17 protein-coding genes are annotated in these 23,919 nt (G+C 66.3%); 6 read left to right on the forward strand and 11 right to left on the reverse strand.

From position 1 onward, the window contains the following. Window positions 1–11 precede the first annotated feature (11 nt). The 3 genes from QT382_RS04125 to QT382_RS04135 are packed head-to-tail and all read left to right on the forward strand — an operon-like array spanning window position 12 to window position 4,673. Window positions 12–2,684 carry a glycoside hydrolase family 2 TIM barrel-domain containing protein gene (locus QT382_RS04125; protein WP_289252775.1) on the forward strand — a complete coding sequence of 891 codons (2,673 nt, stop codon included), beginning with the start codon at window positions 12–14 and terminating at the stop codon, window positions 2,682–2,684. A 58-nt stretch (window positions 2,685–2,742) separates the two neighbouring features. Continuing rightward, window positions 2,743–3,786 carry a glycoside hydrolase family 43 protein gene (locus QT382_RS04130; protein ID WP_289252776.1) on the forward strand — a complete coding sequence of 348 codons (1,044 nt, stop codon included), beginning with the start codon at window positions 2,743–2,745 and terminating at the stop codon, window positions 3,784–3,786. Continuing rightward, complete coding sequence (locus tag QT382_RS04135) at window positions 3,786–4,673, forward strand: alpha/beta hydrolase family protein (RefSeq protein ID WP_289252777.1); 888 nt, start codon at window positions 3,786–3,788, stop codon at window positions 4,671–4,673. The genes QT382_RS04130 and QT382_RS04135 overlap by 1 nt, the downstream gene beginning before the upstream one ends. Here QT382_RS04135 and QT382_RS04140 read toward each other — a convergent pair. The 6 genes from QT382_RS04140 to QT382_RS04165 all read right to left on the reverse strand — a co-directional run bounded on the left by QT382_RS04140 (window position 4,574) and on the right by QT382_RS04165 (window position 9,134). Next, window positions 4,574–5,014 carry a hypothetical protein gene (locus tag QT382_RS04140; protein ID WP_289252778.1) on the reverse strand — a complete coding sequence of 147 codons (441 nt, stop codon included), beginning with the start codon at window positions 5,012–5,014 and terminating at the stop codon, window positions 4,574–4,576. The two genes, QT382_RS04135 and QT382_RS04140, sit on opposite strands and share 100 nt — an antisense overlap. Window positions 5,015–5,330: 316 nt before the next feature. Continuing rightward, window positions 5,331–6,014, reverse strand: a complete 684-nt coding sequence (locus QT382_RS04145; RefSeq protein ID WP_289252779.1) for a flavodoxin family protein — start codon at window positions 6,012–6,014, stop codon at window positions 5,331–5,333. After that, window positions 6,008–6,601: a GAF domain-containing protein gene (locus QT382_RS04150; protein ID WP_289252780.1), complete on the reverse strand. Its 594-nt coding sequence runs from the start codon at window positions 6,599–6,601 to the stop codon at window positions 6,008–6,010. The genes QT382_RS04145 and QT382_RS04150 overlap by 7 nt, the downstream gene beginning before the upstream one ends. 36 nt (window positions 6,602–6,637) lie before the next feature. Next, window positions 6,638–7,276: an SDR family oxidoreductase gene (locus QT382_RS04155; RefSeq protein ID WP_289252781.1), complete on the reverse strand. Its 639-nt coding sequence runs from the start codon at window positions 7,274–7,276 to the stop codon at window positions 6,638–6,640. After that, window positions 7,273–8,202: an alpha/beta hydrolase gene (locus tag QT382_RS04160; RefSeq protein ID WP_289252782.1), complete on the reverse strand. Its 930-nt coding sequence runs from the start codon at window positions 8,200–8,202 to the stop codon at window positions 7,273–7,275. Before QT382_RS04160 ends, QT382_RS04155 begins: the two co-directional genes overlap by 4 nt. 11 nt (window positions 8,203–8,213) lie before the next feature. Beyond that, on the reverse strand, window positions 8,214–9,134 hold the full coding sequence (locus QT382_RS04165; RefSeq protein ID WP_289252783.1) for an alpha/beta hydrolase: 921 nt from the start codon (window positions 9,132–9,134) through the stop codon (window positions 8,214–8,216). A gap of 124 nt (window positions 9,135–9,258) precedes the next feature. Here QT382_RS04165 and QT382_RS04170 point away from each other — a divergent pair, with 124 nt between their 5' ends. Both QT382_RS04170 and QT382_RS04175 read left to right on the forward strand, forming a co-directional pair. Beyond that, the gene (locus tag QT382_RS04170; protein WP_289252784.1) at window positions 9,259–10,197 is read left to right on the forward strand and encodes a LysR family transcriptional regulator; all 939 of its coding nucleotides are present in this window, start codon (window positions 9,259–9,261) and stop codon (window positions 10,195–10,197) included. 369 nt (window positions 10,198–10,566) lie between these two features. After that, window positions 10,567–12,171: a serine hydrolase domain-containing protein gene (locus QT382_RS04175; protein WP_289252785.1), complete on the forward strand. Its 1,605-nt coding sequence runs from the start codon at window positions 10,567–10,569 to the stop codon at window positions 12,169–12,171. Between the two features lie 12 nt (window positions 12,172–12,183). Here the strand turns inward: QT382_RS04175 and QT382_RS04180 are convergent, their stop codons facing one another. The 4 genes from QT382_RS04180 to QT382_RS04195 all read right to left on the reverse strand — a co-directional run bounded on the left by QT382_RS04180 (window position 12,184) and on the right by QT382_RS04195 (window position 20,970). After that, the gene (locus QT382_RS04180) at window positions 12,184–13,161 is read right to left on the reverse strand and encodes a family 43 glycosylhydrolase (RefSeq protein ID WP_289252786.1); all 978 of its coding nucleotides are present in this window, start codon (window positions 13,159–13,161) and stop codon (window positions 12,184–12,186) included. Then, window positions 13,158–15,938 (reverse strand): rhamnogalacturonan lyase family protein, encoded by a 2,781-nt coding sequence (locus tag QT382_RS04185; protein ID WP_289252787.1) that lies wholly within the window; start codon window positions 15,936–15,938, stop codon window positions 13,158–13,160. The genes QT382_RS04180 and QT382_RS04185 overlap by 4 nt, the downstream gene beginning before the upstream one ends. 78 nt (window positions 15,939–16,016) lie before the next feature. Beyond that, window positions 16,017–19,181, reverse strand: a complete 3,165-nt coding sequence (locus tag QT382_RS04190; protein WP_289252788.1) for a TonB-dependent receptor — start codon at window positions 19,179–19,181, stop codon at window positions 16,017–16,019. Window positions 19,182–19,611: 430 nt separating this feature from the next. Continuing rightward, complete coding sequence (locus tag QT382_RS04195) at window positions 19,612–20,970, reverse strand: TolB-like translocation protein (RefSeq protein ID WP_289252789.1); 1,359 nt, start codon at window positions 20,968–20,970, stop codon at window positions 19,612–19,614. 145 nt (window positions 20,971–21,115) lie between these two features. Between QT382_RS04195 and QT382_RS04200 the strand changes: the two genes are divergently transcribed. Continuing rightward, window positions 21,116–22,735 carry a rhamnogalacturonan acetylesterase gene (locus QT382_RS04200; RefSeq protein WP_289252790.1) on the forward strand — a complete coding sequence of 540 codons (1,620 nt, stop codon included), beginning with the start codon at window positions 21,116–21,118 and terminating at the stop codon, window positions 22,733–22,735. A gap of 60 nt (window positions 22,736–22,795) precedes the next feature. Here QT382_RS04200 and QT382_RS04205 read toward each other — a convergent pair whose 3' ends face one another. Further along, complete coding sequence (locus QT382_RS04205; protein WP_289252791.1) at window positions 22,796–23,914, reverse strand: hypothetical protein; 1,119 nt, start codon at window positions 23,912–23,914, stop codon at window positions 22,796–22,798. Window positions 23,915–23,919 lie beyond the last annotated feature (5 nt).

Consider the following 23,919-nt stretch of genomic DNA (forward strand, 5'->3'; position numbering starts at 1 on the left):
AAGGACCGCCCATGCTGCGTCTGTTTCTGCTCGCCCTGCTGTGGGCCGTGAACCCACCGGCCCTGGCCGCTGACCATCTGCGCCCCCAGCTTCTGCTGACCGCCAGCAGCAGCCGCGCGCAGAACCTCGACCTGTCGGGCCGCTGGACCTATTCCAAGGACCTCTACCGCACCGGCCTCACCGACATCAACGGCTGGGTCGCCAAGTCGCGCATGCAGCGGCACCGCGATGTCGATATCGCCGCGGCCGAGGCGCAGGCCGGCACGGCCTTCTTCGAGTTCGACCTGGACCGCGGCCCGACCATGCAGGTCCCCGGGGCCTGGAATTCGGCCGAGCCGGAGCTGCGCTACTACGACGGCCTGATCTGGTTCCAGCGCCGCTTCGATGCGCCCAAGGCAGCGACCGGCCAGCGCAGCTTTCTGCGCTTCGAGGCGGTCAACTACCGCGCGTTCGTCTACCTGAACGGCCAGGAGGTCGGCCGGCACGAAGGCGGCTTCACGCCCTTCGTCATCGAGGTCACCGGCACGCTGCGGGATCAGGGCAACCGCCTGGTCGTCGGCGTGGATTCGCGCCATGACGGCCAGAGCATTCCCGGCGAGATCACCGACTGGGATCTCTACGGCGGCATCACGCGGCCAGTGCGCTTGATACAGACGCCGGCCACCTTCATCGACGATGCGACGCTGCAGCTGACCAAAGAGCAGCGCCTGGTCGGCAGCATCCAGCTGAACGGCCCGCGCGCGGCCGGGCAAGCGGTGAAGCTAAGCATTGCCGCCCTGGGCCTGAAGCTCGAAGCCCGCACCGACGCCCAGGGCCTGGCCCGGTTCGAGACCATGGCACCGGCCGCGCTGAAGCGCTGGACACCGGAATCGCCAACGCTCTACGAGGTCGAGTTCGCGAGCGGCGACGACCGAGTCGTCGACCGCATTGGCCTGCGCACCATCGAGGTCCAGGGCAGCCAGATCCTGCTCAACGGCCAGCCGATATTCCTGCGCGGCGTCTCGCTGCACGAGGAAGAGCTAAGCGCCAATCCGGCACGGCGGCTGGACGATGCCGCGGCCCGTGCGTTGCTGCAGCAGGTCAAGCAGGGCCTGGGCGGCAACTATGTGAGGCTCTCGCACTATCCGCATGCCGAGACCCTGCTGCGCGCGGCCGACGAGCTGGGCCTGCTGGTCTGGAGCGAGATCCCGGTCTACTGGACGGTCGATTGGGACAACAAGGCGGTGCTGGACAAGGCCCGCAGCATGCAGGCCGAGACCATCTACCGCGACCGCAACCGTGCGGCCCTGGTGCTGTGGAGCGTGGGCAATGAGACGCCGGTGGCGGAGAACCGCACCCGCTTCCACGCGGCCCTTGCCGCGACCGTGCGCGCGCTCGACCCCAGTCGATTGATCAGCGCCGCCCTGCTGGTGGAGCGCAAGGGCCAGGTGCTGGAGATTGCCGACCCGCTGCTGCCACATCTGGACGTGGTGGCGGTCAACACCTACGCCGGCTGGTATGGCGACGACAAGCTCGAAGACCTGGCGAAGCTGCAGTGGAAGCTGCCGGCGGACAAGCCGCTGCTCGCCTCCGAGTTCGGCGCCGATGCGCTGGCCGGCGTGCACGACGCCAGCCCTAAGCCGCGCAAATGGTCGGAAGAATTCCAGGCCGCCTACTACCGCGCCACGCTGGCGATGCTGGACAAGCTGCCCACGCTGACCGGCCTCTCGCCCTGGGTGCTGAAGGACTTCCGCTCGCCGCGCCGCGAGCATCCGGTCTACCAGAACGGCTGGAACCGCAAGGGCCTGCTGTCCGAGACCGGCCAGAAGAAGCTGGCCTTCGAGGTGATGGCCGCGTACTACCGCCTGCAGGCACGGCGCTTCGACGTGGCGATCACGGTGGACGATTTGCCGGTCCATGGCGCGCTGCCGCCCGGCGTCAGCCGGCTGCAGGTGGCCGAGGCCCATCTGCAGGCCTTTCGCGAAGCCGGCGTGACCGAGGCCTGGGGCTTCGTCAATTCGCGGGGCGCCGAACAGGAAGGCGATGCCGCCCTGGCTGCCTGGCGCCGCGCCGGCCAGCCGCTGGGCAACCACAGCTACAGCCACATGAACCTGGGCCGCGCGGCCAGCCTGGAGGCCTGGCAAGAGGATGTAGTGGCCGGTGAGCCGCTGATCGCTCGATTGATGGCGGGCAGCGACTGGCGCTGGTTCCGCTACCCCTATCTCGCGGTCGGCGACGGCGAGCGGCGCGAGGCCGCAAGGACCTGGCTGCTGGAACGCGGCTACCGCATCGCCGACGTAAGCCTGTCTTTCTCTGACTGGGACTACAGCGACGCCTATGCCCGCTGCAAGGCCGTCGGCAATGAAGCGGCCGTGGCCGCAATGACGGCCCATTACCTGCGCGGCGTCGATGCCGGCATCGCCCAGGCCCTGACCGACTCCGAGGCCGTCTACGGCCGACGGCTGCCGCTGGTGCTGCTGACCCATATGGGCGCCTTCAGCGCGGTCACCCTGCCCGAGGTGCTTCGGCGGCTGCAAGCGGCCGGCGCGCGCTTCGTGCCGTTGGCGCAAGCCCAGGCCGATCCGGCCTACCAGCGCTTCGGCGGTGGCGGACTGATAGCCCGCGAGGCCAAGGCGCGTGGCCTTGCCCTGCCCTCGCAAAGCGCGGATCCCACGCCGCTGGAGCCGAAGTCCCTATGCCGCTGAACCGCCACGCCGCCTCGCCCCAGCGCCGCCGTTGGCTGCAGCGCAAGGAGAGCTCCGCTTGAACCCTTGTCCGCCTCGCGTGACCCGCCGCCGCGCGCTGGCCGCTGTCGCGACGCTGTTGCTCAGCCCCGCGTTGCTTGCGCAGACGACGGCGACGCCGGCCTGGCCCAATCCACTGCTGCCCCAGCGCGCCGACCCGCAGATCCTGCGTCACGAGGGCTGGTACTACCTGATGGCCACCGTGCCCGAGTACGACCGCCTGGAACTGCGCCGTGCACGCAGCATCGCCGGCCTGGCCACGGCCGAGCCGCGGGTGCTCTGGCGCAAGCATGAGCAGGGTCCGATGAGCCGCCACATCTGGGCCCCCGAGCTGCATCGCGTCGATGGCCGTTGGTTCATCTACTTCAGCGCCGGCGAGGCCAAGGACCCTTGGAAGATCCGCCTCTGGGTGCTGGAGAACGAGTCGGCCGACCCCATGCAGGGCGAGTGGTTGGAACGCGGCCAATTGAAGACCCAGTGGGAGAGTTTCACGCTGGATGCCACGCTGTTCGAGCACCGCGGCCAGCGCTACCTCGCCTGGGCCCAGAACGATCCGGCCAGCAAGAACCACAGCACCAACCTCTACCTGTCACGCATGGCCAGCCCCACACAGCTGGAGGGTCCACAGCTGTTGCTGAGCCGGCCCGAGTACGACTGGGAACAGGTGCGCCACCAGGTCAACGAGGCACCGGCCGTGCTGGTCCGTGGCGGCCGGGTCTTCATCAGCTACTCGGCGGCGGGCACAGGCGCCGAATACTGCCTCGGCCTGCTGTGGGCCGATGCATCGGCCGACCTGATGGATGCCAAGTCCTGGCGCAAGTCGCCGGTCCCGGTGTTCTCAAGCAGCGCGGAGAACGGCATCTACGGGCCCGGCCACAACAGCTTCCTGGTCGAGCCCGACGGCCAGGTGCTGAACGTCTTCCATGCGCGCAACTACCGCGACATCGCTGGCGACCCGCTCAAGGACACCGGCCGCGCAACCCGCATCCAGCCACTCAATTTCACCGCCGACGGCATGCCCGACTTCGGCCTGCCGCTGCCCGAATCCAAGACCCGACCCTGATGATGGAACTCGACCGCATCCTTGCACTCAGCGAAGGCCCGCCCAACCAGCTGCAGGGCGACTGGCCCGACCGGGTGCTCACCCAGGTCAAGCGCGCCGAACTGCACAGCTACCTGCCCGAGGGCAAGGCTCGCGCCCGCGCCATCGTCTATGCCGGCGGCGGCTATCTGCAGCTGATGCACGACAAGGAAGGCGTGGAGATTGCGCAATGGCTGAACAGCCTCGGGCTGGAAGCCCATGTGCTGCAGCATCGTTTGCCTGGCCAGAACGGCCAGCCCTTCGACATCGCACTGCAGGACGGACTGCGCGCGCTGGACCACCTTGCGACGCTCCCGCCGCTACCGCTGTTCCATGTCGGCCTGTCCTCAGGCGGCCATCTGGCCGGCGTGATGAGCTGCCAGGCTCATGCCTATCAAGCGCACGGCGCCGTGATCGCGTACGCCCCGCTCAACGCCAACCACCGCCTCTACAAGGCCCCCGCCGGCAAGCCCGACTACCCGCCGCCGGAGAAGCAGGCCTTCTACGACGCCTGGCCCATAGGCATTGCCGCCGAGCCGCATGGCATCCCGCGCTGTCCGGTGTTCCTGGCCTATGCGCTGATGGACACCATCGTGCCGGTGGAGCATGCGCTGAACCTCTTGCGTACGGCGCGGGATGTTGGGCTGGAGGTGGATGCCCATGTGTTTGCGAGGGCGCCGCATGGGTTTGGGTTGAGGGAGATGGAGGGGACGCAGGATCAATGGCCTGACTTGGCCGCGGCTTGGATGGAGGGAAGGATGGCTGCCACTCAGACCTTGGCGAGGAAGGCCGCCGCATCACCCGCTTCACACTTCCAATCGGCGAAGACCCCGACCAGGTTGCATTCCACGCAGCGGCAGGCGATGTAGTACCAGCGCACCTCGTGCGTACCTTCATGCACGGAGACACCGGACACCAGCTCGAACACCTCGTTCTCGCACACGCACTCGTGCGTCTCAGGCGCGGCTCCTTCAAGGTAGTCCGCGCTGTCGCCCATCAGGTGTTCCTGCCCGCAGTCGGTGCAGGTGCGGATGGCCACGCCGGCTTCTTCATCGGTCTGCAGCGCGAAGGTCCGGCATCCGCAATCACATTTGGACGCAGCAAATCGGACGGCCTCATGGCGGTTTGCAAGGCTGTAGCTGCGCAGCTCGGCCTGGGTGTCGCCTGACGTCGTTCCATACCAATACTCGCCCTTCTTCGTCAGTGCCATTGATGCTGCTCCATTTTCAAGGTGTGCGTCCCGGCAGGCCTAGCACCAGGCTCGCCCCGATCAAATGGATTTTGCCCTGGGGGTCCGTTAACTCGTCGTCAAGAGCCCGGGCCGGGAGTGGTTGCCGACCAGGGCAGCGGACATCCTTCAATACGGATCTTGGAGATTGCACCCACTCGGCCGCTCCGCTTCGAACGGCACCTACAACCTGAAGCTGACCTCTCGGCGGCGACAGGGGGCTGTGCAGAGGCTTCGGTGTTCCGACTTGCCGACCTCAAATCCACAAAGCAGCCGTTCAGCGCCACAGGCCTTTGGATCATGGGTTCTGCGAGCTGGCATGCCCCGCAACCTCCACGAGGGACCACTCCGCGTCGATCTGGTCCAGCATCTCTCCCGTTGTCAGCTGTCGACCCATGCGGCCACGCTTGACGAAAAGGTGCCTGAACGAGCGCGCGCCCTGGGCGAGCACGATCTGCCGGAACTCGTCGATGAAGTGCTGTTCGAACTTGCTGTTGAAGGTGTTGAACAACACGACATCCTTGCCGTCGAATCGGTTGCGCCTGGCGAACTCCCAGATGGGTGGCGAAGGGCTGTAAAGCCAGATGGGAGAGCCGAGATAGACCGTGTCGAAACCTCGCAGGTCCAGGGTGGTGGGTGCAATGACCGCCTCATGCGACCGCGCGTCGTGCAGTGCGTGGAGGATCCCGGGCAGTCCCACGTCGTAAGCGGGCGCTTTCAGGCGGAACAGGCCTGCGCCCATACGCCGGGCGATGTGCGCCGCTGCGACGGCGGTGTTGCCGGATCGCGAGAAGTAGACGACTGCGATGCGGCTCGCAGGGCCGGTCTGCGGGGCACTCGATGAGAGCCTTTGGGCGGACACCTTCGCTTGGTGCAGCTCTACGCGGGTGACCACGAAGAGCACGGCGAAGGCAGCGAACACGGCCAGCACCAGCACAGCGGCGCCCCACTTCCACCAGGGCCACCAACTGATCGTCAGCATGGAATGCCCTTCCAGGCATTGAAAGGTCTGAGCCGAAATGCCCGGTGAATGCCAAGGAATCGACAAGGACCCACGCCGTCCCGCCTTTCGCGACGACGCCAGGATTCAACGGTGAGGTCGGCAGACAGTTGCTGCATCACTGCGACGTCGCTTGCGCTCCAATGACGATGCCGGCCACGCTGCGCGCAACTGATGATGGCAAGCAACTGGGAGTCGACAGATAGGTTGATGCTGAGCACCGCCTGGATGTCGCGAGGTTCCAGGTAGCTCGCGCGTGTGCCGGAGATCCTGTCATCACGAAGAGCGTCCTGGCTGATGAACAGGCCCGTGGCCTGCGTTGCTGCAAAGTAGCCGGCGCATTGTTCCATGCTCAGCCGTAGCGGCGCTTGGACGCCGCTTGGGTCGGGTTCGGTGGCGGCCACTCGACGCGCCGCCAGTCCTCGGTCCTCAGACTCGACACACCAGTAGCTGACCTCGTCGGCAGCCAGCAGCTCGCGCACATGGCGGACGATGCGGCGGGCGTCCAGAGCTGCGGCACCCGAGCTGCGGTCGAATTCGTCCGAGCGTTGTTTGTTGTCTGAGCACACGATGCCCTCCAGAAGTGACCGACGATCCGCCACAGCTCACATGAAATACGGCTTGTCGCCGTCGCTGCCCGGCTTGTTGACGCCCAGGCTTTCTTGGACGTGCAGCCCCGGGTGGGTGACGACCTGCGCAATCAGATCGGCCACACTCCTTCGAGAAACCACCGTGCCCTTGAAGGGTTGACCCTTGGTCGTCAGCTCGTAGTCGACCTCGTCATCATCCGTGAGCCAAGCCGGGCGCACGATCGTGTAAGCCAGACCGGACGCCTCGATCGCAGCTGCCGCCCGGCTGAACGGCTTGAGGTCCTCGCCGATGGTGGCGCGGTTCCAGTCACCGAACCTGCCCGGCACCTCGTCGTAGATGCCCAGCGACAGCACGAAGACCAGGCGCTTGACGGCCTCTGCCTCCATGGCGGCGATGACCGCCCTGGCCTGCTTGTCCAGGTCATCGCCCGTGAGGTTGGCGTAGACGATGTCCTGGCCGCTCACAGCTTGCCGAAGCAGCTGCTTGTCCAGCACGCTGCCGATCACGACCTCGGCGTTCGCCGGCTCCTGACCGGTGAGCTTCCTGGGATCGCGCATCAGCAAGGTCTGCCGGATGCTTTGGTCAGCGGCCAGCGACCGGACCACCCATTGCGCGATCTGCCCGCTGGCGCCGAGGACGAGGACCTTCGTCACAGCCGATCCTTGAAGAAGGGAACCAGCTTCGCCATGGCCAAGGACACCGGCTCAGGCTTGTCGTACAGGTCGTAGTGCGACCAGCCCTCGACCACCACGATGTGCTTGTCCGTCGATGCCGCGCGGCCATAAATCTCCCAGCCATCTCGGTAGGCACCGAAGCCACCCGGCTTGTCGCCGACGACGATCATCAGCGGCTGGGTCAGCAGCACTTCGGCCTGCAGGAAGGCATCCCAGCCCATCGCGGCGCCGCTGAAGGACATCAGCTGGCTCGTTGCGCCGTTGGGTTGCTGGCCGCGCCCGGTCTTGTAGTAGTCAGTGGCTTCCAGCACGTCGATGTCGGTGATGCCAGCGGCCTTCGCCGCAGCCACGGAGTCGGGCAGGAGATTCGCGGCGTTGCGCTCGGCGCCCTGGGCTTGGGCCGTGCGCATCTGGGCGATGCCCTCCGCGAGTTCGCGCGGCTTGAACTGGGCAAAGCCTTCGCGGATGAGCCGGCCGTAGTTCACGCCGGTGATGGATACCAACGCCTTGATGCGGTGGTCGGTGATGCCGGCATGCACGGTGTAGGCGCCGCCGCCGCACACGCCAATCGCGCCGATGCGCTCGGCATCGACGTAGGGCAGCGACTGCAGGTAGTCCACGGCGAAGCGGATGTCCGAAACGCGGATGGCCGGGTCTTCGATGAAGCGTGGCGTGCCACCACTGGCGCCCTGGAAGCTCGCGTCATGCACCAGCACGACGAAACCCGCTTCGGCCAGACCCTTGGCGTAGATGTTGCCGGCGGTCTGCTCCTTGCAGCTGCCGATGGGATGGGTGCTGACGATGGAGGGGTACTTCTTCGTCTCGTCGAAGCCCGGCGGCAGGTGGATGTCGGCGGCGGTGTTCCAACCCAGGTTGGGGTAGCTGACGGTCTTGATGGTGCTCATGGTGGATCCCCTCACTTCAGCGTGCGTTGGAAGAACGGGGCGAGCTGGGCGACCGCCTCGTTCACGTAGCTCGGCACGTCGTACAGCGACATGTGGTTGGCCCCTTGGACGATGTGCAGCGTCTTGTCCCTGCTCGCGGCACGCGCCAGCAGGTCATCGCTCATCCACTTGCTGCCGGCTGCGCTGCCGGCGACGGCCAGGATGGGTTGGGTCAGGAAGGCCTCGGCCAGGTGGTAGGCGTCGTAGGTGATGATCTGGTTCAGGTTGCGGGCCAGCGCGTAACCCGGCGCACGCGGATGCTCGGCGCGGGGCGTGTGGTAGTACTCCCAGGCCTCGGCCAGCTCGGCGTTGGGCGCGTCTTCCTTCTTCAGCGGGGCCAGCGGGATGGTGACGAGCTCGGGCTTGCCGGCGTCTGAGGTGCGGGCGTTGGAGCCGAAGTCCAGGTAAGCCACGGCATCGGCATCCTTGACCTTGTTCTCCCAGCCGTTGCGGAACATCTGGCCGATGTTCACGGCACTCACCATGCCCAGCGCCTTGATGCGACGGTCGTTGATGGCCGCATTGGCGCTGTAGCCCGCGCCGGCGCAGATGCCCATGGCGCCGATCCTGGCCTGGTCGACGTAGGGCAGCGTGGTCAAGTAGTCGATGACGGCGCTGATGTCTTCGGTGCTGACGTACGGGTTCTCAAGCTGGCGCGGTTCGCCCGAGCTCGCGCCCTGGTAGGAGCGGTCGAATGCGATGGCGACCAGACCGTTCTCGGCCAGCTTGCTCGCGTACAGGCCGGCGGTCTGCTCCTTCACACCGCCGCCCGGATGGGAGACGACGACGGTCGCGTACTTCTTCGACTCGTCGAAGCCGGCAGGGAAATGGAGGGTGGCGGCCATCGTGATGCCCTGGCCGTTGAGGTTCTTGAAGCTGACGTTGGAAGACATGGATTCGCTCCGGTGGCGGTTGAAGACGTCGTCTGATTGCTGCGACGTGAGTGAATCCTAGGAACTGGATTGACTTTGATAAACGGCCTTTTCCGAACATGACTGCGTAGCTAAACTAACCAATATGCCTATCGAGCCGTCACTGCTGTCCTCGCTGACCTGGTTTGCGCACATCGCCCGCCACCGCAGCTTCACCAAGGCCGCTGCGGAGATGGAGGTGACGCGGGCCGCGCTTTCCCAGCACCTGAAGGGCTTGGAGGAGCGCCTGGGCGTGAGGTTGCTGAACCGCACGACGCGGGACATGTCTCTGACCGCTGAAGGCCAGCGCTTGCTGGATGTGCTGCAACCTGCGCTGAACGCCGTTGAAAGGGCTGTTTCCGAACTGGGCGAAGCGCACGAAGAGCCGTCCGGGCTCATCCGCATGAACTCCTCCCGCATTGCCGCTCGGCTGCTCATCGAGCCGTACCTGGGCGACTTGCTGGCGCGCCACCCCAAGCTGCGACTGGAACTCGTGCTGAACGATGGCTTCTCGAACATCGTGGCTGACGGCATGGACGCGGGTCTGCGACTGGGCGAGAGCCTGGACGAGCACGTGGTAGCCGTGCCGGTGACACCGCCGATTGAAATGGCGGTGGTGGGATCTCCGGCCTATTTCGAGTGGCATGGACTGCCGGAATCGCCGGCCGACCTGACGCGCCACAACTGCCTCGCCTACCGGTTCACCTCCAGCGGCACGATTGACCGGTGGTCGTTCACATCACCGGACGCAGAAGCACATACGGTGGCTTTTGAACCCAAGGGCAACGCCGTGTTCAACGACGACGAGAACATGCTCAACGCGGCGCTGCAGGGTGTGGGTTTGATCAAGTACCTGGACATCTGCGTCCGCCAGCACTTGAAAGACGGGCGGCTGGTGAGGGTGCTGGCTTCCTGGTGCCGGCCGTTCCCGGGCTTCTATCTCTACGTGCCGTCCCGCGCACAGATGCCGGCGAAGGTCAGAGCACTGATGGATTTCCTCGTCGTGCGGCGCGAGCAATTCGCGATGGAGAGGCATCGCCCCTAGTTTGGCCGCGGTACCGCGCGCAGCTTCATCGACGTTCTCCAAGCATGGGGGACCTAAACGCGGCCGCTGGCTGGCGCCAGCCTTCAGCCTGGAGCCCTGTCATGCCGACGTAGAGGCAGGGCTTGAGGATGTCGTGCTCGGGGTTGGCCCGGCGGAATGCGGGCTCGTTCCACACGCGCTCGGACAAGAGCACGACGTAGACATGGTGGTGATGGGCTGACTTTCTGCGCGGCATCGCCCCTGATTGTCGGCGCCACAGGGCGGGTGTCAGGGCAAAGACCTGACCCTCCCGATCAAGGGTTCGTACCAGCCCGGTCCTGACCGCACCGCCGCAGAATCGCCGCATTGTCGAGAGCGGGAGACCTTCCCATGCGCCTAAGTCAGACGACCCGACTGCTCACTGCCGGCCTGCTGGCCTTGCTGGGCACAGCTCCTCTCTCGCAGGCTGGCCCGCAAGTGCCGCCACCGCAATTCGAGAACGCGGCGCAGCGGGCCACTCAGTTGCGACAAGCCCTGGCGCAGATCCCGGCCATGGTGCAGGAGCTGGCGCAGCAGCGCGGTGGCCTGGCGGGCCTGGCCTACGGCGTGGTGATAGACGGAGAGCCGGTGCTGCTGGGCCAGCTGGGTCATCGCGATGTGGCCAGCAGCGCGCCGGTCACTGCCGACTCGGTCTTTCGCATTGCCTCGATGACCAAGAGCTTCACCAGCCTGGCAGTGCTGAAGCTGCGTGATGCGGGCCGGCTCAATCTGGACGACCCGGTCGCGCGCTTCGTGCCCGAGCTGGCTGGCTGGGCCAAGCCCACGGCCGATGCCGGGCCGCTCACCATCCGCCAGCTGCTGGCCCATGCGGGCGGGCTGGCCGAAGACAACCCCTATGGCGAACGCCTGATCGGCATTTCGGCCAAGGACTTGTCGGCCTGGATGAAGCAGGGCATCAGCTTCTCCACGGTTCCCGGCTCGGAGTTCGAATACTCCAATCTCGGCTTCGTCCTGCTGGGTCAGGTCGTGAGCCAGGCTTCGGGCCGCCCCTATCAGCGCTACATCACCGAGGAGATCCTGCGCCCCCTGGGCATGAACTCCAGCTATTGGAATTCGGCGGCCGTGCCCAAGGAGCACTTGGCACTGGGCCATCGCAAGGCTCCTCCAGGCCCGCAGAAGTTCGTGGCGGTGCCCATGGTCCAGGACGGCGAGGCGGGCGGCGCCATGGGCGGGCTCATGCTCAGCTCGAACGACCTGGCGCGCTACATCGCCTTCATGCTCGCCGCCTACCCGGCCCGCAATGACGCCGAGACCGGCCCGGTCTCGCGCCGCACGCTGCGCGAGATGCAGTCGGGCCTGGGCGCACCGGCCATCACGGTCTCGCGTCCTCCGGTGCCCGGTGCACCGCTCGGTGGCCAGGCCTCGAGCTATGGCTTCGGCCTCAATGTCGTCGACGACTGTCGCTCGGGGCGCATGGTGTCGCATGGCGGCGGCCTGCCCGGCTATGTCTCGCGCATGGTCTGGCTGCCCGATCGCGGCGTCGGCGTGTTCGCCCTGCTGAACCAGAGCAATGCCAGTGCCGGTGCCGTCACCCGTCTGCTCTTGCAGGTGCTGCAGGACAGCGGCGCGCTGAAGCCGCGCGTGCCCACGGCTTCGACTCAGCTGATGCAGATGGTGCGCGCCAGCAGCGAGCTGATAGCCGACTGGAGCGATGTGCGGGCCCAGGCCTTGGCCGCAGACGCCTTGTTCCTGGACACGCCGCTGGCCAGCCGGCGGACCGAGATCACGGCGCTGCGCGAAGGTCTGGGCGCCTGCAAGCCGGGCGCCGTCAAGGCAGAGACTGCCTTGCGTGGCAGCTATCGCCTGGAGTGCGAAAAGGGCTCGCTCGATGTCTCGCTGACGCTTTCGCCGACCGAGACGCCAAAGATCCAGAGCCTGGACCTCAGCAAGGACAAGCCCCCCCGTCCGGCCGATCCGGCCTGCAAGTTCGACTGAGGAGGCAGGGCCTCAGCGCCCTGCCCGCTTCTTCGCAAAGTCCGCCACGCCTTCGCTGGTCCGCTCCAGCTTGCGGATGCTGCCGTCCTCGTTGAACTGCAGATACTCCGCCGCCACATGCCTCTGCTTCTTGGCGCAAGCAGCCCCAGGCACATCCAGCCAGCGGTGATAGAACAGCAGCCACTGGTCCTGGTACTGGACGATGGAATGGTGGTTGTTGCCGTTCTCGGGCTCCATGAACACGCCGCGGTAGGTCCAGGGACCCTTGGGTGAACTGGCCGTGTAGTGGCTCAGCGCGCGGTTGTTCTCGGGCATGGTGAAGTAGTAGAGACCTTCACGCTTGAACACCCAGGGCCCTTCCATCTTGGGCTCGTGGCCGCCCATGTCCATCTTGACGAAGTCGCCCTGGATGCTGCGCAAATCGTCGGCCATCTCGACCACGCGGTAGTCGGCGCCGGCACCGTGGAAGTAGAGATAAGCCTTGCCGTCATCGTCGATGAAGAGCGAGGGGTCGTTCGCATAGGGCTTGCGCCACAAGGGGCCGCCAATCATGTCCTTGAAGGGGCCGGTGGGCGAATCGCTTTCCGCTATGCCTATGCCCATCCACTTGGTGCTGCGCTTGGGGTCCTCCCGGTCCTTGACGCCGGTGCCGGCCGGGAACACCAGGTAGTACTTGCCGTTCTTGTAGGCCGCATCGGGCGCCCAGGCGTAGTCGTCGGCCCACTTCAGATCCTTGATCGCCAGCACCGGGCCATGGGCGGTCCAGTTCACCAGGTCGGTGGACGAGAAGGCATGCCAGTCCTTCATGTGGAAGTCGGCCTGGCATTCCTCGTCATGCGAGGTGTAGAGGTAGAGACGGCCATCGCGCCAGACATGGGCCGAGGGGTCGGCCGTGCGCAGCTTTTCTCCCAGCTTCAGCGGGTTCTGGGCCTGCGCTGCTGGCAGGGCCAGGACCGCGGCCAGGGCGAGTGCATGGCTGATTCTTCTCATAGCCGGCTTCCAAACAAAGGGCCCAGATCGGGCGGCGGCGCATTGCGGTCCAGCCTCAACCAGCCGTTCTCATCCAGCTTCAGCTCGGCCACCTGGATCACCGTGCGCTGATGGTAGCGGTCGTCCCCCTTGGCTTCGTCCTCGTTGCCCTGGTGGACGAAGTAGAAGATGAAGGCCCGGCCGCCGACCAGCTGCACATCGGGATGCTGGCCCTTGGCCTTGTCGGTGGCGTGCACGCCCGGGTCGGCCAGCAGGCGCGTCGGCTGCTCCTGCCAATGCTCGGCGTCGTCGGAGCGCATCGCCAGCAGGCCCTTCCAGAGATCGGCCACCAGCCACCACTTGCCGCCGAAGCGGAACACCTTGGGGCCCTCGCCCGGCAGGGCCGAGACCGGCCCGCGCGGCGTCCACCGCTTCAGGTCGGCGCTGTCGGCGAACTTGAGCTTGCTTGAGCCCTCCTCGTCCTTGTACCAAAGCCGCCAGCGGCCTTCGCCCAGGCGAACCACGCTGGCATCGATCACCTTGTCCGAGCCCAGATCGACGCGCTCCTCACAGCGCCAGTCACGCAGGTCGCGGCTGGTCAGGTGCTGCAGGAAGCGCGTGCCGGTCCAGTTCTTGTGGACGCCGGGAACTATGGTCAGCCACAGGTGGTAAACGCCCTCGACTTCCAGGATCTCGGGCGCCCACAGCGTGGCGCCTGTGCATTCGGCCGGGAACTTGGCTTCGCCGGCCGCGCGCCAGTGGTTGCCGTCGTCGGTGGTGGCAATGCCTATCGGCGTGGCATGGACCCAGCTCACATCCTTGGGATCGTCCAGGCGCAGCGTGGCGCGCCGATTCGTATAGAACATCTCCCAGCGAACTGCGCCCTTGTTGAAGACCAGGGCCACGTCGGCGGCGCCATCCAGCACCGGGTCGCGGAACAGCGGCCGCGGTGCGCCGGCGCTCGGCGTGTAGATGGCCTCGCGCACCGGTTCCTTCATGCCCTCGCCCAGGTAGAAGCTGGTGTGCGGCGGCTGGTTGTAGCCGGCGTTCTGGCTTGCCACCTGCATGCGGTACTGCGGGTCGTGCATCAGCGTGGCCAGGCGGTGCCCGGTGGGCAGTGCGGTCGAGAAGATCAGCAGGGCCGTGCTGTCGGCATTGCGCCAGACCACCTCCTCGCGCCAGTCTCCGAACAGGTCGGCCGAGAGCACCGGGTTGGCCTTGGTGCCGTTGTTCGAGGCGGCATCAAAAGCCTTGCCGTTGAGGACGTTCTCGAAGCGGAACGCGGCCGGGTTCCATTTGTCTATGGCCGTGCCGTCCAGCGATTCGCGCAGCAGGTCGCCATCCCACCAGACGGCGAAATTCATCCGGTTCGGGTGCTGCTCGCTGATCAGCTGGCCGCCAGCTGTCATCAGGCCGCCGACCGAGCCCCAGCATTCGGCGCCGGGGTACTTGGGGTCGATGTCGAAGCAGACGCCGCGGCCCACGTCCTTGCCCTGGCCCGACATGCTCCACAGCACCTTGCCGGTGGCGGCATCGTGCATCTCAAGCCCATGGTCGCCGTAGCAGCGCGGGCTCTCGTGGACCATGAAGACCTGCTGGCCCGGTCGTGCCGGATCGAGCTGGCCTACATGCAGGGCGTCGCCGTGGCAGAGGCCGGTGCTGTAGAGCATGCGGCCGTCGCTACCAATGGTGGCGGCGCCGTAGATGATGTCCTGGCGGCCGTCGCCGTCGACATCGGCGACCGAGAACCAATGGGCACCCTGCCCGGCCACGGCCGCGCCACCGGCGGCCGCAGCGTCATTGCTGTCGAAGACCCAGCGCTGGGTCAGCTTGCCGTCGCGCCAGTCCCAGGCCGCGATCACGGCCCGTGTGTAGTAGCCGCGCGAGAACACGGCGCTGGGCCGCTGGCCATCGAGGAAGGCCACGCCGCCGAGGAAGCGATCGACCCGGTTGCCATAGGCATCGCCCCAGTCCTTGACCTCGCCGCGCGCCGGCACATAGGCGGTGCTGGCCAGGGCCGCGCCGCTGAGGCCGTCGAACACGGTCAGGAACTCCGGACCGGCCAGCACATAGCCGGCCTCGTTGCGGTAGTCGGCCTTGGCGTCGCCTATCACCCGGCCGCGGCCATCGACCGTACCGTCGGCGGTCTTCATCATCACTTCGGCCCGGCCGTCGCCGTCGAAGTCGTAGGCCAGATAGGTGGTGTAGTGGGCGCCGGCGCGGATGTTGGGGCCTAGGTCGATGCGCCACAGCCGTGTGCCGTCGAGCTTGTAGGCATCGAGGTAGGTGTGGCCGGTGTGGCCGCGCTGCGAGTTGTCCTTGGCATTGGTCGGCTGCCATTTGACGATCAGCTCGTAGCGGCCGTCCCCGTCCAGGTCGGCCGCCGAGCCGTCGTTGGCCTGGTAGCTGTAGGCCACACCGTCCGGGCTCACGCCATCGGCCGGCTTCTGGATCGGAACGCTCAGGAAAGGCTGGGCCCAGGGTGCCACCGCTGCCTCGGCCGGCAGCTCCTTGCCGTCCAGCACGGCACGCACCGTGTAGCGGCTGTCGGCCTTGCCCTGCGCGTCAAGAAAGTTGGTCAGCGTCTGCGGCTGCTCGTTGAGCCGGCGCTCGCCGCGGTAGACGTTGAAGCGCAGGCCGGCCGGCTCGGTGCCCAGTAGCCGCCAGCTCAGGAACACGCCCTGCGCCGCGGGCACGGCGACCAGGCCGCGGTCCAGCCTCTCCATCTGCTTGGCCGGCGGTGCGGCCTGGGCTGCGACCAGGCCGGCGAACAGCCACGAGAACAAGACAAGGCGCATCGTTAGGTCCTAAAAAAGCGGCTCCCGAAGGAGCCGCTGCAACAAGGCCGATTACGGCCGAGGAGACACTTCGTTGCCTTAGAGCTTGTAGCCCACGGTCAGGTAGTAGCGGCGGCCCGACCAGGCCAGCTCGTTGGGGCGCTGCAGGTCGCCGGCATAGGTCAGCTCCGCCTGGTTGGTCAGGTTCTTGGCTTCGAACGAGAAGGTGAAGTTCTTGTCGAAGCGGTACTGGATCTTGGCGTCCAGGTAGCCGCTGCCATCGCGGAAGTTCGGGTTGCCCGAGACGTCGTTGCCGCCGGTGTAGTACTTGTTGCGGTGGTGGTAGGCGATGCGGGCGTTGAACGCATCCTTGTCGTACCACAGGCCCAGGTTGTAGGCGCGGGTGGACAGGCCCGGGTAGGGCAGGATGGAGTTGTCCAGCGGGCTCAGCAGCTCGTTGCCGGCGGCGTAGCTGAAGCTCATGCGGGTGATGTTGGCATCGACGCCGAAGCCGCTCAGGAAGCCCGGCAGGAAGGACAGCGGCGTGCGGCCGGCCAGTTCCACGCCCTGGGTGCGCGCGCCCTGGCCGTTGATCGACTGGGTCACGTCGAACAATCGGCCGTCACCGAAGAAGTCGATGCCCGGCGTGCGGATGTTGGCGCGGACATAGGTGTCGATGTTGGTGCGGAACAAGGCCAGGCTGATCTGCGTGTCGCGGTTCGGGTAGTACTCGAAGCTCAGGTCCTTCTTGGTGGCGCGGTAGGGCTTGAGGTCGGGGTTGCCGGCCGTGCAGTCGTCCACGCCGTCGCCGCCGCGAGAAGCCAGGCCGCTGCCGGTGGTGCAGGTCACGTTGGGTGCCAGCAGGTTGAGCGCCGGACGCGCCATCACCTTGCCCCAGCCGGCACGCACGATCAGCTTTTCGGGGATCACCTGCAGCGCGGCGTTCAGGCTGGGCAGCACGTCGCTGTAGTTGTTCTCTATGCCGACGACCTTGTTGCTGTTGACCAGCACCGTGCAGGTGGTGAGCGCCGCCGGGTCGCATTGGCGGTCGGTGAACAGGCCGGTGGACTTGACGTCGGTGCGGGTGTAGCGGACGCCGACGTTGCCGTCCAGCGGCATGCCCAGCAGCTCCGTGCCCCAGTCCAGCTGCACATAGGCGGCCTTGATCTTCTCGGCGATGTCGAAGGCCGGCACCTGCGGATAGGTCTTGCCGTCGCTGCCCGGGGTCTCGTAGAGGTAGGCGTGGTTGAAGGCGCTGGTGTCGAAATAGCCCGAGGCCACGGAGGCGGCGTAGCTCGGTGCGGTCCAGCTGCTCGGCACGTTGCTGATGTCCTTGTAGCCGCCGAAGAAGGTGCCCGGCGAGCTGGTGCGCAGCGCGTTGATGATCTCCTGCATCTTGGCGCCGGTCACGTAGGACGTGCGGAAGCCGCTGTTGATGAAGGTCTGGGTGTCGTTCGGACGCTGGGCCGTGCCGGTGTACAGCGGGTCGAAGATGATGGTCTGGTTGATGTTGGCGGTGCGGGCATTGATGTCCACCGCTTCCGTCGTATTGGTCAGGCTGCCGTTGTTCTGCACCAGGTAGCCGCCGCCGTTGTACTGGTTGGAGCGCGACTCACGCGCCTGGCCACCGAAGTACAAGGTGTTGAAGAAGCTGTGGCCGATGTCGTAGGTGAAGTCCAGCTTGCCCTGGCGCTCCTTGTTGAGCGTGGCCGAGGGGCGGTACTGCAGCTGGGCCTGCACATAGGACGAGGCGCTGTCGGGGCTGTAGCCGCTGGGGAAGGTGAAGTTCGGCAGCCGGTCGGCGCCCAGCTTCACGACCAGGCCCGGCGCGTTCTGCGTCAGCACGATGGCATTGCTCTCGCTCTGGTAGTCGGACTTGGAGTCGCCGAGCAGGCCATCGATCTTCCACTTGTCGTTCTTGTACTTGAAGCCGGTGGTGGCATAGGTGGACTTGATGTCCAGCGCGAAGTCACGCGCCGAGGTCGAGAAGGCACCCTGCCCGCCCTGGCCGGCCACGGCCAGGCAGTTGCCCACCGTGTAGCTGGTGACGTGGTGGTTCTCTATGGTCATGCTGGCCGGCGTGGCCGTGGTGCTGATGGCCGTGCAGGTGCCGGCCGTCTGCACCGTGCCGTCGGCACGATAGACCGGGCTGTTGCCGGTGTTGGCCAGGCGGCTCACCGCGGTGAAGTCGGTGCCGAAGTTCATGTCATTGAGCTTCTGCGCCTGGTTGTTGACCTGGTAGCTCACCCAGGCATCGAACTCGTCGCTGAACTTGTACTGGGCCGTCACTTCGGCCGAGCTGCGCTTGTGGTTGCGCTCCCAGATGCCGTAGCGCGAGATGCGCGGCGCGTAGTCGAACCACTGGCTCTGGCACTGCGTGCGGTCGTTGGCATTGGTCAGCGCCGCGCAGCCCGCAAAGGTGGTGACCGCGGCTGCATTGGCATTCAGGCTGGTCAGGGTCTTCTCGGCCGAGTTGTCCCAGTCGCGCAGGAAGGTCCAGGAGGTGTTGCGCGAGAAATCGCCGCGGGTGTAGATCTTGTCGTAGACCAGGTTGGCCATCAGGCCCAGCTTGCCGTCGAAGAACTTGTCGGCCACCAGCACGGTGGCACGCGGCTGCACGCCACCGCGCAGGCTGCCCTGCTCGCCGGCCAGGCTGCCGGCCAGCGTGGGCTTGGTGAAGTCCAGCGGCTTGCGGGTGTTGATGATCACGGTGCCGCCGATGCCGCCTTCGGTCATGCGGGCCTGCGTGCCCTTGACCACGTCGATGGACTGGATCAGCTCCGAGGCCAGCTCGCGCAGCTCGGCGCCGCGGCCGGCACCGCCATTGGTGCCCAGCACCGACATGCCGTTGATCTCGACCCGGTTCAGGTCGGGTTCGACGCCGCGGATCGAGACCTGCGAGCCTTCGCCGAACTCCCGCGAGAGCTGCACGCCGGTGATGCGCGACAGCGCCTCGCCCACGTTCTTGTCCGGGAACTGGTCGATGTCCTCGGCCACGATGGAATCGCTGACCGTGCCGGCGTTCTTCTTGCGGTCGATGGCACTGCGGATCGAGCTGCGGATGCCGCTCACCATCACCGTCTCGAGCTGCTTGGTCTTGTCCTTGTCGGCCGCTTTTTCAGCGGGCTTCTCGGCGGGCTTGGCCTCGGCCGGCGGCGTGGTCTGCTGGGCCTGAGCCAGGCCACCGGACAGGGCGGCGGCCATGGCGATCACCAGGGGGCTGACACGCGGAAGCTGGCCGCGGCCGTAAGTCTTTTGATCCATCGGGTTTGTCTCCAACTGCTGGGAAGGAAATGCCTGGAACGGCGTTTTGTTTCTGCTTTGCGGCTAGTCTAGGACGCTGCTTTGCCGCTGTGCCACCCGGCAATCAAACGGTCATGGGGATGATTGCTTGGCCTCCGCAGAAACCCTCAAGTGCCCAGGCGATTCCTGGTTCGCGCAGCCACCGCGAGGGTTCCAATCAAATCGCTGCGAGTTTGCTGCGCGAATTGCTGCAGTGCGGCAGATGTTCTCCGCTGCGGCGCCGCTGCGCCGGGCGGTCCCCGGCCAATATGGCAGCGCCTCCTCAATGGGTATGAGCCGGCCTGCCATCAATATCTGGGACGGCCCCTGAAATTCATTCGTTTGATTTACAGGCTGGGCCTTTTGGGTATCTGCCCATACCTTGCCGCGCGAATATCTGGAAGCGCCCGGATTACGGCTTCCGCTTGAGCCAGGACTCCGGCACCGGCACCACGGCGATGTTCATCTCGCGGCCGTCGGCCGACAGCAGGGCCGACTGGATCTGGATCTTCCTGCCGTCCGGGCTGAAGGTGGGGTGCACATGGTCGCGTGCCGTGGTCTTGTGGCCGGCGCTCAGCACCATCATTTCGCGGGTCCGGCGGTCTATCAGGTAGAGCTGGCGATCGAAGTCGTCGCCGACGGCGAAACGGCCGTCCGGCGAACCATGCACATGCCAGAGGCCGCTGCCCGAGGGCGTCTGGCCGACGATCTGCATCTCGCGGGTCCGCAGATTGACGATGGCCAGGCCGGTTGGCTTTTCGCGCGTGCCACTGTCGCCCCAGGCCGCGTCCTGGCCCGGGTTGGCACCGCCCACGTCGGTGCCCGGCGGGCGGTTCGGATCGACCACGCCGGGAATGGCGCGGTGGCCCATGATGGCCAGGGCGACTTCGTCCTTGCCGATCACGGCTTCATGGGTGACCCACTCGTATGGCGCTTCAGGGTAGAGCTTGCGCAGGCCGCTGCCGTCGCCGTTGACGAACCAGGTGCGCTGCGGCGACTTGCCGCCGGTCTCCCAGCTGAACACCAGCTCGCCTGGCTTCCAGAGGTTGGCCTGGATATGGCCGATCTGGAACGGCACCGAGACCACATGGCGCAGCTCGCCGGTGGCGACGTTGAGCTTGGCGATGGCGGTCGGGCCGGCGCCCATATTGCGCGGGCCGAAGTTGGGCTCGGGCTTGACGCCGCTCGGCAGATGCTTGGCTGCCACCGTCTTGCTGTTGATGCGGAAGTAGAACCACTGGCCGTCGGCATCGAGGGCGCAGTCGCCGAAGGCCTCCAGCTCGGCCGGCAGCGTGGCGATCACGCGCTGGTAGCGGTCTGCCGCCTGCATGCGGCCGGCGGCGCTGTCGGCGAACACCGCCGCCAGGTCCACCTCCACCGCCTGCCGGACCTTGCTGCCCGGCGCCTTGCTGTCGGCACGCAGGAAGTAGAGCTTCATCGCCGTCTGCGACAGATTGAGCATGCCCTCGTAGCCGCCCTCGGTGACCTGCACCAGATCGCCCGTGGCCTCGTTGACCGCCAGGGCCTCGCCCCTGACCCGGTTGGAGCGGAACACCAGCCAGGCGCCGTCCGAAGTCCATTGCGGATGGCTGGGATAGATCTTGGAATCGCCGCCGGCCTGGCTGGTCAGAAAGACCAGGGGCACCCCGCTAACCGGGTCCGGCACCACCTTGCGCTCCGAGGGGAAGCGCCGGCCTATCTGGGCCGAGGCATCGAGGCTCAGCGCCAGCAGCAGACTCGCGACAAGGGACGTGAACAGCGAACGTTTCATGCAAGCACCCCGGCTGAAATTCGCTGCGACTCTAGCCCCGCAGGGCCGCTGGAATCGCTCATGTTCTTGCGTCTTTGGCAGGCTGCTTCGCCTGCGCGCAGGCTTTGCGCCTAGCATCCGCCGCAGGTCCAAAGCCTTGAACACCATGAAGCGCTTTCTTGCTCCGCTGCTCGCCCTCCTGCCCCTGCTGGGCGCTGTTGCCCAGCCCTTGCCGGCCGCGGTGAACACCGATCCTCGCACCGCCCAGGTCAACCTGCCCGAGCCGGCCCGCGCCGATCTGCCCACGCTGTTCTTCATCGGCGATTCGACGGTGCGCAACGGCAAGGACGACGGCCAGGGCCTGGGTCCAGTCGGCCAATGGGGCTGGGGCAATCCGATCGCGGCGCTGTTCGATGCCAACCGCATCAACGTGGTCAATCGCGCCATCGGCGGCCTGTCCAGCCGCACCTACATCACCGGCGGCCATTGGGAGCGCAGCAAGGCCTTCATCAAGCGGGGCGACACCGTGCTGATCCAGTTCGGCCACAACGACGCCACGGCGATCAACGACAACACCCGGGCCCGCGGCACGATCAAGGGCACGGGCGAAGAGAGCCAGGAAATCGACAATCTGATGACCGGCCAGAAGGAGGTGGTTTTCAGCTATGGCGCCTACCTGCGCCGCTACGTCGGCGAGATCCGCGCGCTGGGCGCCACGCCGGTGCTCTGCTCGCCGGTGCCGCGCAAGCGCTGGGACGAGCAAGGCCGCATCGCCCGCGCGGCCGACAGCTATGGCGGCTGGGCGGCCGAGGTGGCGCGCCAGCAGAAGGTCGGCTTCATCGACCTCAACGAGCTGGTGGCGCGCCGCTACGACGAGTTGGGCCGAGAAGCGGTGATGAAGCTGTTCCCGCAGGTCACGCCCGAAGAGCACACCCACACCAACTGGGCCGGCGCCCAGGCCACGGCCGAGATCGTGGCCCGCGAGCTGCGCAACCAGAAGCTGCTGGATCCACGCTTCTTCGTGGCCAAGGACGACGACCGGCCGGTCGTCGATGCCAGCAAGCTGGCCCGCGACGAGGTGCGCGACGCGCAGCTGCCCACCCTTTTCATCATCGGCGACTCCACGGTGCGCAGCGCCGGCCAGGGTGGCGCCTGGGGCTGGGGCGAGAAGATCGCCGCCTTCTTTGACGAGAAGAAGCTCAACGTGGTCAACCGCGCCATTGGCGGCCGCAGCAGCCGCACCTTCTTGACCGAGGGCCGCTGGGAGGCCGTGGCCGCCCAGCTCAAGGCCGGCGACCATGTGTTGATCCAGTTCGGCCACAACGACGGCGGCCGCATAGGCGACCCGGCGATGAAGGGCCGCGCCTCGGGCGCCGGCATCGGTCCCGAGGTGGTCGAGGACCTCAAGCCCGATGGCAGCCGCGAGCAGGTCCACACCTTCGGCTGGTACCTGGCGCGCTACATCGCGGACGCCAAGGCGCGCGGCGCCACGCCCATCGTGCTTTCGCCGATCCCACACAAGGACCGCTGGCAGGAAGGCCGCGACTTCGAGAACTTCGCCGCCTGGGGCGCCCAGGTCGCCAAGGAAGCCGGCGTGCCCTTCATAGACCTGACCATGCTGGTCACCGAGGGCTACCGCCGCCTGGGCGCCGACCAGGTGGCCGGTTTCTTCTCGGATGCGCGCACCCATACCAACGACGCGGGCGCGAGGTTCAATGCCGAGCGCGTGGTGGACGGGCTCCGGCAGCTGCCGGGCGCGCCGTTTGCAGGCTGGCTGAGACCCTGAACCACGCAAGCGGCCGGCCGGAACAACTTGGGCCGTCAGCGGGAATCCCTGGGTCGTCGACTACTTCGCTAGCAAGGTCGGGCTCTTGCCAAAGCCCCAATGAAGTTTTGCCAACAGCTGTTGCTGGGCCGCTGGCAGTCCCGTATCTCTGGCCACTCCCAAGGTGAAGTACACGTCCTCCTTGACGAAGGGCTTGTACTCCAGACCCAAGACGCCGCGTTTCCGATCAACGAAGGCAAAACCGGAGGCTCGACTCGAAGTGGTCGAGTACTCGAGAATTCCTGCCAGAACCGCATTCCCGACCCGAATATTCACGCCCTGCAGCCGCTGCTTCGCCTCGGCACTTGTGCCATTGCTTGCAGTCACCGGAACCTTGGTAGTGGCGCGGAAATGAGCCGTTAGCAAGAAGCCATTTCGGGTTTCCAATGGTGCCTCATCCTTGTAAGCAAAGTCTGCCCCGTAGGCCGCCGTCAGCCAGTACGACGACCTGTCCTTGGCGGCAGGCTTGCCAGCTTCGGGTGTGCTGGCAAAGGTACGACCCGCACCCGCCGCGACCATGGGCTGGTTCCACTTGGTCAGCTTCCCGTCGATCTTCTTCTGGCAGGCCTCTGCGGCCTTCTTCGTCTCTGCTGCTATGTCGACTGGCTTCGGTTTTCCAGTGGCCGGGTCGATCACAGGTGGAATTTCGGAAACCGACTTGCTGATATCCATGCAGGTCTTGGGAAAGCTGGCGAGGGCGTCGTCCATCGCCGGGGCCCAGAAGATCGACTGGACTCCCACAGATGTCTGAGGCCCTTCCTTGTCGGTACCGACCTTGGATGCGAACGAGACCATGGTTCGCGACCAAATCCGCTGGGCGGGACTGTTGACGATGTCGCTCCATGTCATTGTCCCCATGGCAAGCCCGGGGGCGACTTCGGCGGCAACTGCCGTTGCCAGCTTGCCCTTGTCGTCGTAGGCCCTGCTTACCTGCGTAGTGAAGTCCCTGAACGAGGTCAGTCGCGGAACGTTTTCGCCCGAGTTGCCCAGCAGGAAGCTGGCCGGCGACGTCGACATGGGCATGGGCACGGTGGCGCTCTTGATCAAATCCGCCAGCGACGACGACTGCGCGACGGCCAGAGTCGGAAGCAATGCGATGACGCCAACGGCATGACGGCAGTTCATTTGAGGTGTCAGCATGTGTG

This window comes from Pelomonas sp. SE-A7 (genome assembly GCF_030345705.1).
Taxonomy (GTDB): Bacteria; Pseudomonadota; Gammaproteobacteria; order Burkholderiales; family Burkholderiaceae_C; genus JAUASW01.

What these genes read in the sequence shown, in the direction of transcription:
- QT382_RS04200 (WP_289252790.1), top strand. Translation starts at nt 21,116, where the DNA reads ATGAAGCGCTTTCTTGCTCCGCTGCTCGCCCTCCTGCCCCTGCTGGGC.
- QT382_RS04175 (WP_289252785.1), top strand. Translation starts at nt 10,567, where the DNA reads ATGCGCCTAAGTCAGACGACCCGACTGCTCACTGCCGGCCTGCTGGCC.
- QT382_RS04160 (WP_289252782.1), bottom strand. Translation starts at nt 8,202, where the DNA reads ATGAGCACCATCAAGACCGTCAGCTACCCCAACCTGGGTTGGAACACC.
- QT382_RS04145 (WP_289252779.1), bottom strand. Translation starts at nt 6,014, where the DNA reads ATGCTGACGATCAGTTGGTGGCCCTGGTGGAAGTGGGGCGCCGCTGTG.
- QT382_RS04185 (WP_289252787.1), bottom strand. Translation starts at nt 15,938, where the DNA reads ATGCGCCTTGTCTTGTTCTCGTGGCTGTTCGCCGGCCTGGTCGCAGCC.
- QT382_RS04195 (WP_289252789.1), bottom strand. Translation starts at nt 20,970, where the DNA reads ATGAAACGTTCGCTGTTCACGTCCCTTGTCGCGAGTCTGCTGCTGGCG.
- QT382_RS04135 (WP_289252777.1), top strand. Translation starts at nt 3,786, where the DNA reads ATGATGGAACTCGACCGCATCCTTGCACTCAGCGAAGGCCCGCCCAAC.
- QT382_RS04180 (WP_289252786.1), bottom strand. Translation starts at nt 13,161, where the DNA reads ATGAGAAGAATCAGCCATGCACTCGCCCTGGCCGCGGTCCTGGCCCTG.
- QT382_RS04170 (WP_289252784.1), top strand. Translation starts at nt 9,259, where the DNA reads ATGCCTATCGAGCCGTCACTGCTGTCCTCGCTGACCTGGTTTGCGCAC.
- QT382_RS04205 (WP_289252791.1), bottom strand. Translation starts at nt 23,914, where the DNA reads ATGCTGACACCTCAAATGAACTGCCGTCATGCCGTTGGCGTCATCGCA.
- QT382_RS04125 (WP_289252775.1), top strand. Translation starts at nt 12, where the DNA reads ATGCTGCGTCTGTTTCTGCTCGCCCTGCTGTGGGCCGTGAACCCACCG.
- QT382_RS04190 (WP_289252788.1), bottom strand. Translation starts at nt 19,181, where the DNA reads ATGGATCAAAAGACTTACGGCCGCGGCCAGCTTCCGCGTGTCAGCCCC.
- QT382_RS04165 (WP_289252783.1), bottom strand. Translation starts at nt 9,134, where the DNA reads ATGTCTTCCAACGTCAGCTTCAAGAACCTCAACGGCCAGGGCATCACG.
- QT382_RS04140 (WP_289252778.1), bottom strand. Translation starts at nt 5,014, where the DNA reads ATGGCACTGACGAAGAAGGGCGAGTATTGGTATGGAACGACGTCAGGC.